Origin of the sequence: Rhodococcus sp. NPDC019647 (assembly GCF_044389235.1) — a bacterium.
Classification (GTDB): domain Bacteria; phylum Actinomycetota; class Actinomycetes; order Mycobacteriales; family Mycobacteriaceae; genus Rhodococcus_F; species Rhodococcus_F oxybenzonivorans.
This window is the reverse complement of the sequence record NZ_JBIRXS010000005.1, coordinates 258,780-274,165: the sequence shown is the minus strand read 5'-3', so window position 1 is coordinate 274,165 and position 15,386 is coordinate 258,780. Positions and strand designations below refer to the sequence as shown.

12 protein-coding genes are annotated in these 15,386 nt (G+C 66.9%); 2 read left to right on the top strand and 10 right to left on the bottom strand.

Going from position 1 to position 15,386, the window contains the following annotated elements; all coding sequences use genetic code 11:
• Positions 1–34 precede the first annotated feature (34 nt).
• Positions 35–859: a mycofactocin oligosaccharide methyltransferase MftM gene (gene mftM / locus ACH49N_RS13885; protein ID WP_358272923.1), complete on the top strand. Its 825-nt coding sequence runs from the start codon at positions 35–37 to the stop codon at positions 857–859.
• Between the two features lie 5 nt (positions 860–864).
• Here the strand turns inward: mftM and ACH49N_RS13880 are convergent, their stop codons facing one another.
• Complete coding sequence (locus ACH49N_RS13880) at positions 865–2,154, bottom strand: HNH endonuclease (RefSeq protein ID WP_358272921.1); 1,290 nt, start codon at positions 2,152–2,154, stop codon at positions 865–867.
• 116 nt (positions 2,155–2,270) lie between these two features.
• Positions 2,271–3,056, bottom strand: a complete 786-nt coding sequence (gene map / locus ACH49N_RS13875) for a type I methionyl aminopeptidase (RefSeq protein ID WP_358272919.1) — start codon at positions 3,054–3,056, stop codon at positions 2,271–2,273.
• Positions 3,057–3,153: 97 nt separating this feature from the next.
• On the opposite strand from map, the gene ACH49N_RS13870 reads away from it, so the two are divergent.
• The gene (locus ACH49N_RS13870) at positions 3,154–3,396 is read left to right on the top strand and encodes a helix-turn-helix domain-containing protein (protein ID WP_208961157.1); all 243 of its coding nucleotides are present in this window, start codon (positions 3,154–3,156) and stop codon (positions 3,394–3,396) included.
• Here ACH49N_RS13870 and ACH49N_RS13865 read toward each other — a convergent pair.
• The 8 genes from ACH49N_RS13865 to ACH49N_RS13830 all read right to left on the bottom strand — a co-directional run bounded on the left by ACH49N_RS13865 (position 3,383) and on the right by ACH49N_RS13830 (position 15,378).
• Positions 3,383–5,047, bottom strand: a complete 1,665-nt coding sequence (locus ACH49N_RS13865; RefSeq protein ID WP_358272917.1) for an anibiotic ABC transporter — start codon at positions 5,045–5,047, stop codon at positions 3,383–3,385. The two genes, ACH49N_RS13870 and ACH49N_RS13865, sit on opposite strands and share 14 nt — an antisense overlap.
• On the bottom strand, positions 5,044–5,982 hold the full coding sequence (locus ACH49N_RS13860; protein ID WP_358272915.1) for an ABC transporter ATP-binding protein: 939 nt from the start codon (positions 5,980–5,982) through the stop codon (positions 5,044–5,046). The genes ACH49N_RS13865 and ACH49N_RS13860 overlap by 4 nt, the downstream gene beginning before the upstream one ends.
• A gap of 41 nt (positions 5,983–6,023) precedes the next feature.
• Positions 6,024–6,710, bottom strand: a complete 687-nt coding sequence (locus ACH49N_RS13855) for a response regulator transcription factor (protein WP_358272913.1) — start codon at positions 6,708–6,710, stop codon at positions 6,024–6,026.
• A complete protein-coding gene (locus tag ACH49N_RS13850; RefSeq protein ID WP_358272911.1) occupies positions 6,707–8,068 on the bottom strand; it encodes a GAF domain-containing sensor histidine kinase in 1,362 nt (453 codons plus the stop codon). Before ACH49N_RS13850 ends, ACH49N_RS13855 begins: the two co-directional genes overlap by 4 nt.
• A 4-nt stretch (positions 8,069–8,072) precedes the next feature.
• Positions 8,073–9,260 carry an iron-containing alcohol dehydrogenase gene (locus tag ACH49N_RS13845; RefSeq protein ID WP_358272910.1) on the bottom strand — a complete coding sequence of 396 codons (1,188 nt, stop codon included), beginning with the start codon at positions 9,258–9,260 and terminating at the stop codon, positions 8,073–8,075.
• A gap of 142 nt (positions 9,261–9,402) precedes the next feature.
• Complete coding sequence (locus ACH49N_RS13840) at positions 9,403–12,624, bottom strand: protein kinase (RefSeq protein WP_358272908.1); 3,222 nt, start codon at positions 12,622–12,624, stop codon at positions 9,403–9,405.
• Between the two features lie 115 nt (positions 12,625–12,739).
• Complete coding sequence (locus ACH49N_RS13835) at positions 12,740–14,269, bottom strand: VWA domain-containing protein (protein WP_317767950.1); 1,530 nt, start codon at positions 14,267–14,269, stop codon at positions 12,740–12,742.
• A 2-nt stretch (positions 14,270–14,271) separates the two neighbouring features.
• Complete coding sequence (locus tag ACH49N_RS13830; RefSeq protein ID WP_317767949.1) at positions 14,272–15,378, bottom strand: MoxR family ATPase; 1,107 nt, start codon at positions 15,376–15,378, stop codon at positions 14,272–14,274.
• Positions 15,379–15,386: the final 8 nt, after the last annotated feature.

Below are 15,386 nucleotides of genomic sequence, written 5' to 3'. Positions count from 1 at the left end.
CTCCCGCCGTCACCACTAGGCAAGGTTGCCTCGAATGTCCTCCACTCTCGACACCCCCGCTTTCGACTCTCTCGCTCCGTGCGAATCCGGTCTCTGGTCACACGGCCACGTCACGGTAGAGCGCGTCGCCGCCGGACCGCTCACGCTGACTCGCGACGGCGACTACTTGCGGGTGCGGCATGCCCTGACACCGGGGGATCTGAGCGAGCGGCTCGTGGCCTCGGTGACCGCGTCGATCGAGGACGCCGACTTCGGTCAGGACGAGTTCGAGTCGACCATGGTCGGGCTTGTGCGCTCCACCGTCGACGGTGCGCTCGAGGCCTGGACCGTCTACTACCGCAACTCTCTCGACGAATTACTGGACGGCACCGCCGACTTCGCACCGATCCACGAGAAGGCGGAGGAACTCGTCCGCGGTTCCGTCCTGGACCTCGGGTCGTGCTTCGGATTCTTGCCCCTGCGACTCGCCCGCGCGGGGCGCTCCGTCACCGCGACCGACATTCTGCCCGGCACCATGACCCTCCTCGACGCCGTGGCACCAGAGCTCGGACTGGACCTGGACACCCTCGTCTGCGACGCCGCGCACGTACCGGTTCCCGACGACAGCTTCGACACCGTCACCGCCATCCACCTCCTCGAACACGTCGACGACAGCATCGGTACCGCGGTGATATCCGAGGCCCTCCGCGTTGCCCGCGACCGGGTTGTCGTTGCTGTCCCCTATGAGGACGAGGCAACCGCGTGCCACGGACATATCCGCACATTCGACACCCGGTCGCTCACGAAGCTCGGCGAAGCGACAGGACGCCCGTTCGCGGTGTTCGAACACCACGGCGGCTGGCTCGTCATCGACTGCTGACCGCCTCACGATGCGCGCAGGTGCGCGGCCGCCGGTAGCGGTGGGGCCGTGGAGCGATAGTGGTGTCCGGTCGGGGTGCCGAGGTCGATGAGGTGGGTGCGGCCGGGATTGCGTAGCGGGCGGGCGTTCCATCCCGGTGCTTCCTTCGCGTAGTTGCAGGCCTCGCACAGCCCGGACCCGTTGTCCGCGCTGGTCGCACCCGCGTTGCTGTACGAGCGGATGTGGTCGTGATGGCGGATCGGGGCATCGCACCACGGTGTGCGGCAGGTGCGGTCCCGGAGATCGATCAGCGTCTTCAGGCTCTTCGGGAACGTGCGCGACTGGGATTCCATCGCCGTCAACGCCCCCGACTGTGGGCACGAATACACCCGCCGCAATGTCGTCTCGGCAACTCCATCGATGGCGTCAGCAACCATGTGTCGTGCTATCCCCGCCGGCACCGGCCCGAACCCATTCAGGTGGGCCGCCTCGTGGCCGCCGGCCAGCAGCGACTCGTCCGACAGCACCAGGTTCACCGACACCGGCACACCTGACGCCAGTGACGCTCCGGTGCCGCGCGCGAACAACAGGTCCACCATCACCTGATTGCGGGTGCGGCCACTACTGTTGCCGGTGGCGATGAGACTGTCGGCGTCCCGGCCCAGCGTGGCCTGCAGGCAGACAACCTGTTCCACAGGCATCAACACGCTGAGATACGCCATCGAGTCCGGCGCCGGACGGGTGGTGACCCGTCGCTCCGAGATTGCCTTGCGGTGCCTTCGGAGGACCGCCGCGGCATCGAGCTCGACCGCCAGGGCTTTTGCTCGTGCAACCAGACCCCGGTCGCCGACTCCGTCGAGAATGCCTGGGTCCGTGCACAACCGGCGATCGACGATCCCCCGATCATGCGCTGACAGACAGGCTGTCTCCCGTACCAACAATGTGGCCCGCCATTCGTTCATCCGCCCCGATCGCAACAAGTCCAGGGTGTGCGGCATTTCATGCACCAACGCCCGCGCGAACCCCAGATGCCGGCCACCTCGGTTCGGGGATTCCCTGCGCGCCAATGTAATTTGCGACGCAATCCCCCGGTCCCACTCGGACCGCGGCAGTTGTCGAGCTTCACGGTCTTGTCGGATACTCGTGGCGACGTCGTCGGTGATCACCGCCTGCACTGCGCAGCCCACCGACTTCATCGTCTCGATCGCATCGAGTAGATCGATGCCCAACCCCGCATCGCCGTCGGCAGAAGCCAGACGAAGCCGTGCGGTGAACGCACGCACCTCGTCCAGATCCGGTACCGCTAACTCCCCCATAACCAACCTCCCCCAAGGCCGTTCGAAACTTCGTTCGAGTCTAGCAACTGCGGGCCACCAGAGCAATAGACAGCGCGAATCACATTGCCGCGCAGGGTTTCGAAGCCGCCGGACCACTACTCAGGAGCCGCGACGTGATCCCGACACGTCAGCACGAGTGGCGCGCCGTCGGTGACGGCGATGGTGTGTTCGCTGTGTGCGGTACGGGACCCGTCGGCCGAGCGGATGGTCCACCCGTCGTCGTCGTAGATGATTTTGTCGGTGCCGGCGGCGAGCCATGGTTCGAGTGCGAGGGTCAATCCAGGCTTCAGCTTCAGACCACGTCCGGCGCGTCCCATGTTGGACACGTGGGGGTCTTCGTGCATGGTGCGCCCGAGTCCGTGGCCACCGAATTCGGTGTTGACCGGGTACCCGTAGTCGGCGGCGACGGCGCCGATCGCAGCAGAGATGTCGCCCAAGCGGTTACCGGGCAGCGCAGCGGCAATCCCCGCCGCCAGGGCACGCTCGGTCGCCTCGATGAGACGCTCGTCCTCCGGCCGCGGAACACCCACGATCACACTCCGCGCCGAATCGGCGACCCACCCGTCGATCGATACCGCGATATCCATGCTCAGCAGGTCTGCGTCACGCAGAACGTAGTCATGCGGAAGCCCGTGCAGCACTGCATCATTGACCGACAGACAGATGACATTGCGGAACGGCCCTCGCCCGAACGACGGCGCGTAATCCCAGTAGCACGACTGGGCACCGCGGTCGGTAATCAGCTGGCGGGCGCGGTGTTCGAGTTCGAGCAGGTTTACCCCCGGCTCGGCCCGGGAGGCGAGGTCGTCGAGCAGCTCGGCGATGAATACACCGGTGACGCGCATCGCTTCGATCTCCCGAGGGGTCTTCAATTCCAGCACAGATTTTCCTCTCCATCCGACCCGATAGCCGGTATTAAAATACCACCATAGTCGATGGTCCGGTATTTTTATACCAACCGTCGAGTAGGCTGGTGGCATGGTGCGTCTCCCGCTCACTCCGGCCCAACTGGCGGCAGGTCAGCGCTTGGGGGCGTATCTGCGCCGTGCCCGGGGCGATCGCACTCTCGCCGAAGTTGCTCAGGAGGCGGCGATTTCACCGGAGACTCTGCGCAAGATCGAGACCGGCCGGATGCCCACTCCGGCATTTACGACAATTGCAGCTCTGGCCCGAGTCCTCGCCGTACCCCTCGACGACCTCGCGCAGGCTACGAATTGGTGATGTCGCGTCGCCGGAACAGCACCACCCCGACGGCGATCACGACGACGGCGATCGTCGCGAGCAGCACGAGCGGCGCGGCCGTCACCTCCGCCGCGGGAACGGCGGGGACGTGTGTGAACGGCGACAGGTCGCGCACCACCTGAGGCAGACCGAGCAGTGGTCCGAGGAATCCGAAGATCAGGCAGGCGGCGAGCACGCCCCAGGAGATCCCGGTCGACCAGGCCGGGGCACCACCGAACGACACCACCGCCACGGCCGCGACCACTGCGATCGCAGGCACGAAGACCAGAGCGGCACCGGTCAGATGCACCACCTTTCCCGGTACGTCGTCGGTCACGAGACCGTACGCGAGCCCTGTTGCCGCCCCGGTCAGTGCTTGCAGGACAACGATTCCCGACACGACCAGGCCTACATGCGCGAGCATCCACCGCGGACGTGAGAGCGCTGTCGCGAGAACCGGTTCGAGTCGTCCCGCCGATTCCTCACCCCGCATTCGGAGTAATGCCTGTACGGCGTAGCCCGCGACCGCGATCGCCATCATGCCGAAGATGGCGGCAAAGTAGGCATCGACCATGTCGGTGGTACCGCCACCGAGCTGCTCCATCATGTCGGCCACCTGCTCGCCCTCGCCGAGGAAGTCGTCGATCTGGTCCGCGATTGCGCCGTACACCACGGCGAGGACGGTGATGCCGAATGCCCACCAGAACAGGATCGTCCGTTGTATCCGCCACGCCGAGCCGAGCGGCGTCGGCAACAACCCGGACGCGCGGGCGGGGCCGGGTCGGGTCGGTACGAGGCCCGAGCCGATGTCCCGGCGTTCGGTGAGGGCGAAGCCGACCGAGCCGACCGTGAGTGCAAACAGGACGGGCAACACCAGCACCCACCAGGCATTGTCGTCGTAAGAACGGACCTGTTCGGCCCAGCCGATCGGCGACAGCCAGGTCGGCCAGCTACTCACCACCCGGGTGCCGTTTTCCGTCACCGTCCCCGTCATGTCGCCCACTGCACGCAGCAGGAACGCCACACCCAGGGCGGCGCCGGCCAGTCCGTTGGCGGTGCGGGCACTGTCCGTCACCTGCGCGGTGACAGCGGCGACGGCGGCGAACGCGATGCCGGCCCCCGCGACAGCCGCGCCCAGAGCCACAGAACCCGCGAACGGCAGACCCTCCGCGACCAGAACGACGACGTTGATCAGTCCGAGAAGCAGATTGGCGCCGACCGCGACAACCAGTGCGGCCGTGAGCAAGGCTCTGCGCCCGACGACGGCGGCCTCGACGAGTTCGGCGCGGCCGGTCTCCTCGTTCTGCCGCGTATGCCGCACGACGAGCAGGGTGGTCATCAGGCCGGCAGCGAGAGACAGCGGCATGACGATCTGGCTGGCGAGCACGGCACCGACGCTGTACCCGGACACCAGTCCGTTGGTGGCCAGCGCGACCGGTGATGCCGCAGTGGCCACCGCGAAACTGCGCAGGTCACCCTCCGTGGGGTACAGGCCGAGCACACTCGACGCCGAGAACGCCTGCAGCGCTGCGAGTGCGAGTAACCACACCGGCAGCTGGACACGGTCACGGCGTAACGCGAGCCGCACCAGCCGGGCGGTTCCCGCGTACTGCCCGCGCCCCACCTTCTCCGGTGCCGTCACGGCGCTCATCGTGTCTGCGCCCCGGATTCGGCGCGCCGGTGGTTCACGCCCTCACGGGCCAGTTCGTCGCCGTAGTGCCGTAGGAACAACTCCTCCAAGGTCGGTGGCGTCGACGTCAGCGACGAGATGCCGAACGACAGCAGGTGGCGCAGCACCCCGTCGATCGCACTGGTGTCCACCTCACATCGAGAGTGCAGGCCGTCGACCCGCACGTCGTAAACCCCCTCGATGCTCTCGAGTCCGGTCACCGGCCGCTGTGTCTCGGCCGTGATCGACGTACGCGTGAGATGACGCAGTTCCGCCAGTGTGCCGGTCTCGACGGTCCGGCCCTCGCGGATGATGCTCACCCGATCGCACAGCGCCTCGACCTCCGCGAGAATGTGGCTCGACAGCAGGATCGTCCGCCCCGAGTCGGACATCTCCTCGACGCAGTCCTGGAACACCGACTCCATCAGCGGATCCAGCCCGGACGTGGGTTCGTCGAGCACGTACAGTTCGACGTCGGACGCGAATGCGGCCACCAGCGCGACCTTCTGCCGGTTGCCCTTGGAGTACGTGCGCGCCTTCTTCGTCGGATCGAGTTCGAACCGCTCGAGCAGTTCTGCACGCCGGGTCTCGTCGAGACCGCCGCGCAACCCCGCGAGGAGATCGATCGCCTCACCCCCGGTGAGATTGGGCCACAGATTCACATCACCCGGAACGTAGGCGAGCCTGCGGTGCAACGACACCGAATCACGCCACGGATCCCCGTCGAGTAGACGCGTGGTACCGGAGTCGGCGCGGAGCAGTCCGAGCAGGACCCTGATGGTGGTCGACTTGCCGGAGCCGTTCGGCCCCAGGAAACCGTGCACCTCACCGGCGCGCACCTCGAGATCCAGGCCGTCCAGCGCGCGGGTGGCGCCGAACGTCTTCACGAGTTTCTCCACCGAAATCGCAACAGCCATGGTAGGGACGGTACGCCGATCGACTACCGGTCACGGCTGTTTCAGATCAGTCCGAGCTTGCCCGCCTCGTACACGGCCTCCGCGCGCCTACCCACGTCGAGCTTGCGCATGATGTTGCTGACGTGGAACTTCACGGTGGTGGCCGAGATGAAGAGCCGTTCACCGATTTTCGCGTTCGACAATCCGGTGGCCAGCAGTTGCAGGACCTCGAGTTCGCGCTCCGTGAGTCCTTCCCGCGGGGTCGTCTGCCCGTTCAGCGACCGGATCACCGCGGAAGCACTCCGCGAGTCGAATGCGCTTTCTCCACGCGAGACCGCGCGGATGGCGCGCACCAGTTCGGTCGTGTCCACGTCCTTCACCACGTATCCCCGGGCGCCGGCTTGCACGGCACGGACCACCAGCTGCTCGTCGAGGAACGTTGTCAGCACGAGAAGTCCCAGTCCTTTGTTCGCGGACGACAACTGCGCGCACAGCACGAGCCCCTCGTAATCGGATGCCGCCGACAGCTTGAGATCCATCAACACGACGTCGGGTTTCACCTGTCCGACGACGTCGAGTGCCTCCCCGCTCGTGGACGCTTCCCCGACCACCTCGAGATCCGGTTCACGCTCGAGTACCGAGCGCAGCCCCTGCCGAAGAATCGCGTGATCGTCGACGAGGACGAGCCGGACCACCGACGTTGCTCGTGCAGCCCTCGCCTCGTCCTGCATAGGAGTTCGCATCGTCATCGCTCCACCTCGTTGTCGTTGTCTCCCCCGGAAGGTCTGTCGCCGAGAGGAATTCGTGCAGCCACTCGCACGCCGCCGAGTCGCGCCCTGGCCACTTCGAAGGTTCCACCGAATTCCGCAGCCCGGGCCTGCATGTTCGCCAGACCGCGATGGTGTCCGTCCAGGTCGTTGTTTGCCGCCATCCGCAACATGAGCCGCATCTGCTTCGGATCCCCGTCCCCGTCATCAGCGACGGACAGGAGTACAGAATCCGCCGAATAGGTCAGGCGCAGAACGGCGCGCGTCGCGTTGGCGTGGACAGCAGCGTTGAACAAGGCCTCGCCGGCAATGCGCAGCAGCGCGTGCTCGCGGTCACACGACAGCTCCGCCGGTGTTCCGCCGACCCGGACGCTGACCTCGAGGTCGTCGGGCATGTGCACCACACCGAGCTGCTCGAGCATCCCGGGCAGCGACGTGCGGTCCGAACTCTTGGAGTGATTGAGCGCGTAGATGGCCGAGCGTAACTGCTCGACCGCGCGACGAGTGAGATCCTTGGCCAGGTCGAGTCTTTCGCGACGTTCGTCGTCGGGCACTCCGCTCCTGCAGACCTCGATCTGCATTCCGGCGGACAGTACCGCCTGCGTGACGCTGTCGTGGAGCTCACGGGCGATGCGGTGGCGTTCCTCGTCGAGTACCTGATGCCGGTGCGCGGCGCCGAGCTGACGTTGGGTGGACTCGAGTTCGGCGTTGCGGACCGCAAGATCCGACGCGGTCCGCCGCGCCTCCGCGTATGCGTGCTCGGCGTGTTCAAGGAGCCGCTGCCCGCGCTGGTAGAGCGCCGAATTCTGCAGGGCTACCGCGGTCTGGCTCGCCAGGATACTCAGTACCGCACCATCGGTGGTGTCGAGTGTGCGTTGCGGCGCTGTCCACGCGGCAAAGGCTCCCACCACTCCGCCCTCGAGCACGATCGGCACGAAAGCATGGTGCGCGTCGATGACGGGCGCCCTGCCGGTGCGGGCGGACCTGATGTCGCCGAGACACGTGACCACCTCGTCCGGCAGCGGAGGTCCCTCGACGTTGTCGACCAGAAACGGGGTGGCGTCCGGTCCGAGAACCAGCCGGCGGGGACCGGCATCGGGCAGCATGCCGTCCGCCAGGGCGAAAGCCACCCAGCGCGCGTCGAGGTGTGCACGCGCCGCCTCGGCCACCGCGCAGATCAACGTCTCGGGCCCCTCGACCGTTCGCACCAGCGCCCGAGAGATGAGCTCGAGCGCATGGACGACGCGCTCGAGACGTTCGGCGGCGCCGCGGTACTGCGGGTAGAACGTCGGTTTGCCCGACCGGAGTCCGGTGAGTGCCGAGAGGTCCGGGGCGTTCATCGGCTCACATCGCAGTCCGGAAAAGTGCCACCATCTGCTGGTGTGTGGCCGTCCGCGGATTGGTGGACATGCAGGCGTCCCGCAGGGCGAACTCCGCGAGCCGCGGAAGGTCGGTTTCACGCACACCCAACTGCCCCAGTCCTCGCGGCACACCGACCTCCCGAGCCAAACGCTCCACTCGGTCCGCGACCGCGAGGGCCGCTTCCTCGGGGGTTCCGCGATGTTCCTCCAGTCCGAGTGCCGCCGCGATCGCCACGAACGGGGCAGCGTCGCTGGCCGCATTGAACCGAATCACGTGTGGAAGCAGGACACCGTTGATCACGCCGTGCGGCAGGTCGAGCAGTCCACCGACCTGATGGCTCATGGCATGCGCCGCACCGAGAATGGCGTTGGTGAAGGCCAAGCCCGCTTCGAGGCTCGCCTGGGCCATGACCGCTCTCGGCTCCATCTCCAGCGGGTCTTCGATGGTGTGGACCAGGGTGTCGGTGACCAGCCCGATCGCGCGAAGTGCGTGATGGTCCGTAAGCGGGTTGTGCGCCAGCGAGACGAACGCCTCGATGCCGTGTGTGAGCGCGTCGAGCCCGGTGGCCGCATTGAGCCACTCCGGCATGGTCGTGAGCAGGCGGGGATCGATCACGGTGACGTCGGGAACGAGCGCGCGGCCGATGATCGTGATCTTAGTACCTCGGGCCGTGTCCGTCACGATGCAGAATTGCGACACGTCGGCACCGGTGCCGGACGTGGACGGGACCATGACCAGAGGAGGGATCGGACTGGTCGCCTGATCCACCCCTTCGTAGTCGAGAATGCTGCCCCCGTTCGCGGCGAGCACCGCGATTCCTTTGGTGGCATCGATCACCGAACCGCCTCCGAGCGCGATCAAGACATCGCATCCACCTTCCTGGTAGGCCTCGTGGCCGGCCGCGACCTCGTGATCCTTCGGATTAGGCGTCAACGCACTCCATACAACGGGCGTCAGTCCCTGTTCCCGGAGCTGGTCCTGCAGTTCGGCCGCCCAGCCGGCGTCGATCAACCCGGGGTCGGTGACCAGCATCGGCCGCGAGCCGCCGAGGCGGAGGACGGCGTGCGCGGCCTCGACCATCGACCCGATACCGAAGACGATTTCCGGTGCATGGAATTTGACCAGCCGGTCGGTAGCGGTGGTGCGGGTGACCGGATACGACACAGACAAGACGACACTCCTCCCACGCCCCCGTGATGTGATCCAGGTTACAAGCGCTGAACCTCGACTCTACGGGCAGGGACGGACGCGCACACTGACCGAAGGGCAGGTCCGGCACCTACCCGATCGGGTAGGTAGGCAGCAGCCGTGATCAGGTCCGACCCTGCTCCACGACCCAGGCCGCGATCTGAGTCCGAGAGGCGAAGCCGAGCTTGGCGAGAAGGTGTTCGACGTGCCCCTGCGCGGTGCGAGGTGAAATCACGAGCCGGGCAGCGATCTGCTTGTTGGTCAAGCCCTCGGCCACCAGGTCTGCAACCTCTCGCTCTCGTTTCGTCAGGTCGGCGCCGGCGCGCGAAGAGGAAGGACGCTTGGGAGACTGCTCGCCTAGAGCGAACGCCACAGCGTCGTCGACGGCCAGCGTCCTGCCCTCGTCCCACGCCGACTCATATTCCTTTCTTCCGAGGGCACTGCGCGCATGCTGTTCGCACTCCTCGTGATAGACGAGTAAATAGGGGAACAGCACCGTGGAGCTTCTCGTAGATTTCGCGACCGACTCCGCCGCTCCCATCAGAATCGCGGCGCGTCGTGGATCGTGGTCGCCCGCGAACCACGCCAACGTTTCCAGGCAGGTTGCCAGGGTGACCGCGCTGTCGACCCGCCTGGCCAATGCGAGCCCGTCCTCGACATATCGGGATGCCTGCCGGACATCACCCTGACGCCACACGGCTACGCCCATCGCCCACATCGTGTGCGATCGGTACATCGACTCGCCGGTCGATTCGGTGATCTCGAGGACCCGCTCGTAATACTCGATCGCCCGAGCGGAGTCTCCGAGCAGTGTCCTGACGGTGCCGAGCGAGTCCAGGACCTCGATGTGCAGGGCCGGCCGGCCACAGTCCCCGGACACTTCGAGGGCGGATTCCAAACACTCGAGCGCGCCGGGCAGATCACCCGTGAACAACTTCAGCACACCCTCGGCATGAGAGATGTGCGCGCGGATCACGACGTTGTCCGTCTGTGCCGCGAGCGTCTTCCCTTCCGCGACCAGCGACGCCCCGGCAGCCACGTCGTTCTGGGCCTCGGCCAGCACACTGTTTCCGTACAGCGCCGCGACCCGTTCCTCGCTGACCTCGACCGGCGAGGTCTCCAGGAAACGGTCGAGCCAGTGGCGGCCCTCGCTGAACATGCCTCGGGAGAGCCAGAACAGAAACAAGGCGGTCGCGAATCGCAACCCGGACACCGAATTCGGCTCGGTCAGACAGAACTTCATCGCCTCCCGCAGGTTCGGCTGCTCGCGAGCGAGGCGGCGCATCCACGTCACTTGCTCGCGGCTGATCCACTCCGCCTTCGCAGTTTCGGCCAACTGCAGGTACCAGTCCCGGTGCCGCCGCCTCAGCCGGTCGGCTTCGCCGGCTTCCGTCAACTTTTCGCTGCCGTAGTCACGCAGTGTCTCGAGCATGCGGAACCGAACCACCGAGGCCGATTCCTCACGGATGAGGATTGATTTGTCCACCAGCGAGGTGACCGTATCGAGCAAGTCTTCGGCATAGGGAGGGCCTGCGCACACGCCTTCGGCCGCGTCGAGTTCGAAACTCCCGGCGAACACCGACAGCTGCGCCCACAACTGCTGTTCCTGCTGGCTGCAGAGCTCATAACTCCAATCGATCGACAGACGCAGAGTCTGCTGCCGCGTGGGTGCGCCCCTGCTGCCGAGGGTCAGCAGAGCGTAACGGTCTGTCAGGCGACGCAGGATCTGCTCGGCCGACATGGCCCGCAGCCGCGCTGCCGCCAGTTCGATCGGGAGTGGCAAACCGTCCAGTCGCTGACAGATCAGCGCCACTGTCTCCGTGTTCTCCTCGGTGAGCTCGAAGCCCGGCACCGCGGCGGCGGCGCGGTCAGCGAACAACGTGACTGCGTCGTACCGGGGCATTGCCTGAAGGGACGGGGGGCGGGCCGAGTCGGGGACGGTCAGCGGGGGAACCCGAAGCACGACTTCTCCGCCGATCCCGAGGGGTTCCCTGCTCGTCGCCAGGATCCGCAGATCCGGACAGCTACGAAGCAAGCTCTCGGACAGTCTCGCGACCGCGCCGACCACCTGTTCACAGTTGTCGAATACGAGCAGGATCCGGCGCGTGGCCAGAAAGTCCACGAGGGTGTCTTTCAACAAACTCGCCGGCCCGTCCCGCAGGCCCAGGGCCGCCGCGACGACGTCGACCAGAAGGGATTCGTCGTGCAATTCTCCGAGTTCCACCAACCACGCGCCGTCGGCGAATCCGCGTCGGACGTCGGCGGCCACACGGAGCGCGAGACGCGTCTTCCCGACACCGCCGATGCCCGTCAGGGTCACCAGGCGCGCATCGGACAGCTTCGCCTTCGCCTCCGTCAGCTCGCGTCGCCGACCGATGAAGCTGGTCAGTTCGAGTGGCAGGTTACCGTCGGCGCCGATCAGCGAATGTGCCGTGGGCTGCGCTGGTAGACGGGACCTCACTTGCGATCGGCCGGGCGCATCCCGCGGGGCGGCCATATCGTCGACGGGGAGTCCATTGTCTGCTTGCATCTGCCGCAGCGCGTCACCGAGTTCCGCAGCGGTCGCGGGTCGGTCAGCGGGGTCGGCCGCCATCGCGCGCGCGACCACCGCGCTCACGTCCTCGGGAATGCCTTTCTCCCGCAGATCCGGGACGGGTTGCGAGGTGATCCGGAGGAACTGTGCGATGACCTGCTCCCCGCTCCGGCGTTCGAACGCCGCGTGACCGGTGACCGCACAGAACAGCGTGGCGCCGAGGCCATAGATGTCCGAGGCCGGGCTCGGCGGATCGCCCCGCAGAACTTCGGGTGCCGTGAACGCCGGCGATCCCGTCACCGTTCCGGTCGCCGTTTCGAATCCCCCGGAGATGTGCGCGATCCCGAAGTCGGTCAACGCGGGTTCGCCGTAGTCGGTGAGGAGGATGTTGGCGGGTTTGACGTCGCGATGGAGGATGCCGAGGCGGTGCCCCGTCTCCAGAGCCCCCGCGATCTTCACACCGAGCCGAAGGACCTCGCCCAGTGGAAGCGGACCGCTCTTCCGGATCCGGGCGTCGAGTGAATCCTGCGGGTGGTAGGGCATCACGATGTAGGGACGACCGCTTCCGGTGACACCGACCTGGAGGACATTGACGATGTTGGGGTGTCCGGTCAGCCTGCCCATGGCCCGCTGCTCACGGAAGAACCGCGCCGTGTTCTCCTGGTCGAGTTCGGCGGTGAGGACCTTGACCGCCACCGTGCGGTCGAGCTCCGGCTGAACACACCGGTAGACGACCCCGAAGCCGCCGTGCCCGATCTCGTGCGCCTCCTCGAATCCAGCCGCTGCCAACTCCGTCGCGACGTTCGACGCCACATCGCGCTGGGTCTCGAGGGATCTTCAGCCGTCGGCACCATGCGCTCACCTCTCGATGACGTGCCCTCAGGATATCCCCGGCCACGGTATCGGAGGCACACTCGGCGGGGGCCGTTCATCGCAACGCGTGACCCAGTTCGGCGGCGCGGGCCAACAGTTGGACCGCGTCCCGCGCAACTACCACTCGGTCGCAGACTTCGGCGTACCGAGGCATCGCGCACGACGCCTGATCCCAGTACCGCTCGGGCTCCGGCGTAATCCACGCGAGGCGGTGCACCTTTCTCCGCAGAGCGGCGAACTCGTCGAGGCCCGGTGGCAATCCGTTGCCCCTTCCGTCACCCACGACGAGCACCGAGGTGCGCGAGTGAACCTCGTTGCCGAACGCGGTGAGGACCTCGGAGAACACCCGGCCGTAGTCGCTGCTCGCCTCGAGATCGATGCGGGGATCGGCGAGCACGGCAGCGAGTGCGTCGTCGTCTCCACCCGCGAGGAGTGTGTCCGTGACATCGACGGGCCTGTCCACGAATGCCAGGACTCGGCATCGACTCGCGCGGCGGTGCATCGCCTGCGCCAACCTCAGGGTGAAGGCCGTGACCGGTCGAACGGACAGCGAGACGTCGGCGAGAACGAGCACACGTACGCGGTCAGGACGCGGCGCCTTCACCATCAAGCGGAAGGGCACGCCCTCGGTCCGCAGGCTCGCACGGACCGTGCGCCGCATGTCCAGCCGTCCCGCGGTCAGCTCCCTCGGACGGGGACGCGCGGGGCCACGCATCCGCCGAAGGATCTCGTGGCATGCCTGATTGACCTCGGCGCGTGAGACCGCCGAACCCTGGCCGTCCGCCGTCGGGACATCCGCAGCGGCCTGCCCGGCGGCGTCCCGGGCGTCGGCCAGCGCTCCGACGAACGCCTCGACTGCGTCTGCCAGACGATTCAACTGGGCAGCAGTCAGCGGCTCGTCGACACCGGAGTCCGAGTACACCGCGCTGGGGTCGTAGGCGTCGAGCCACGCCAGAATCGACGCCGGATCGTCCCAGGACAGCGACCCCACGACGGCGCCACTCGTCGACGTCGCCAGGTCACCGACGGCAGTACTCGCCGCCCGCGAGACGTCGACGGTGTAGGTGACGCCGCGTCGGCCCGAATCGGCCTCGGAGTCGACGGACAGTTCGGCATCGCTCGACGTCATGCTGACGTCGTCGTCATCCTTGTGAGGATTGAAACCCTTCTCGGCCTCCGGCGTATCGAAGTGGTCGCCGACTTCCGCGGCGCGCTCGTTGTATTCGGCATAGCGGGCCGTGTCGACGTTGTCGGCAACCTGGAGGGCAGTGGGAAGCCCCTCCGCGAACTCGGTTCGGGACGGTGCGCGGAGATCGGGGGCGGCCGTGGCGACAGCACCGAAGAACACGTCGAAGGCCCGGTCGAATCCCGATTGCTCGTAGCGGTACTTGGCGCAGACCGCGCGCAGCGCGGCCCGCGTGGTGTCCGGCTGCCGTGCGCCGACGAGCCCCAGCACACGCCGGACGTCGATCACCTCCGCCGCAGACGCTGCCACACCGTACCGGCGCAGCAGTGCGCCGAACGACGCCGCCAGCACATCGAGGAGCTGCGACTCGGGCGCCGGCGCGCCTCGGACCGCGGACATCGTCATCGCCTCGCAGTACGGCCGTTGCCGACGCCGATGCCACCGCGGTCGCGGCCGCCGTGTCCGCGGAACACCGCTGTGGTCGTGTTGGCCGGACGGGATGCGACGGTGACGCGCTCTCTACCGTCAGCCTCCGGCGCCGGCGCCGGGGCCGGGTTCGCCACGCCGTCGAGTCGGCCGCGAGCAAGATCGACATCGCTGGTGTACTTGAGCAGCGCAGCGAGGAGGATGTCGCGGATCGCCGACTGCGATGTGATCGCCACACCGGTCGCCTTCAGCACCACCGCGGCGCGGGCGGCGTCGATGACCTCAGCGATGGACGGGCTCTTGCGTAACGGTAGTGCGCGCAGAGTCCGCGCAAGTTCGACGACATCCGCCGCGACGGCCGATTCCACCTCGGGCGCACGGGCGGTCACGATGTCCCGCTCACGTTCGGGGGTCGGGTAGTCGAGGTGGTAGTGGAGGCAGCGCCGTTTCAAGGCGGGCGAGAGCTCGCGAGTGTCGTTGGAGGTCAGGATGACCCACGGCGCAGAACGGGCGGTGAACGTGCCGATCTCGGGAATGGTGACCTGTCCCTCGGCGAGAACTTCGAGCAGCAGCGCTTCCATCGATTCCTCGGTGCGGTCCACCTCGTCGACGAGCAGCACCACAGGTTCCGGCGACAGGATCGCCTCGAGTAGCGGCCGTACCGACAGGAATGCTTCCGAGTACAGACCGAAATCCTGCGCCGCCAGAAACCTCGACGCGTCGGCGACGTCGTCGAACGCGGCCACCTGATCACTGAGCCGATCGCGCAGCATCTGCACGTGCAGCAGTTGTTTGGCGTAATCCCACTCGTACAGTGCACGGTTGTCGTCGAGACCTTCGTAGCACTGCAACCGGACGAGCCTGCGGCCCGCGGCCTCCGCCAGGGACTTCGCCAACTCCGTCTTCCCGACACCGGCGGGGCCCTCGAGGAGGAGCGGCCGGTCGAGCGCGGTCGCCAGGTGTACGACGACCGAGAACTCGTCGTCGGCGATGTAGTCGACTTCGCGCAGGGCTGCTTTCAGTTCGATTCCATCGGCGAAGCGGACATCCGCCAGGGATGGAGCGGTGTGCGGTGCGGTCATAGTGCGGC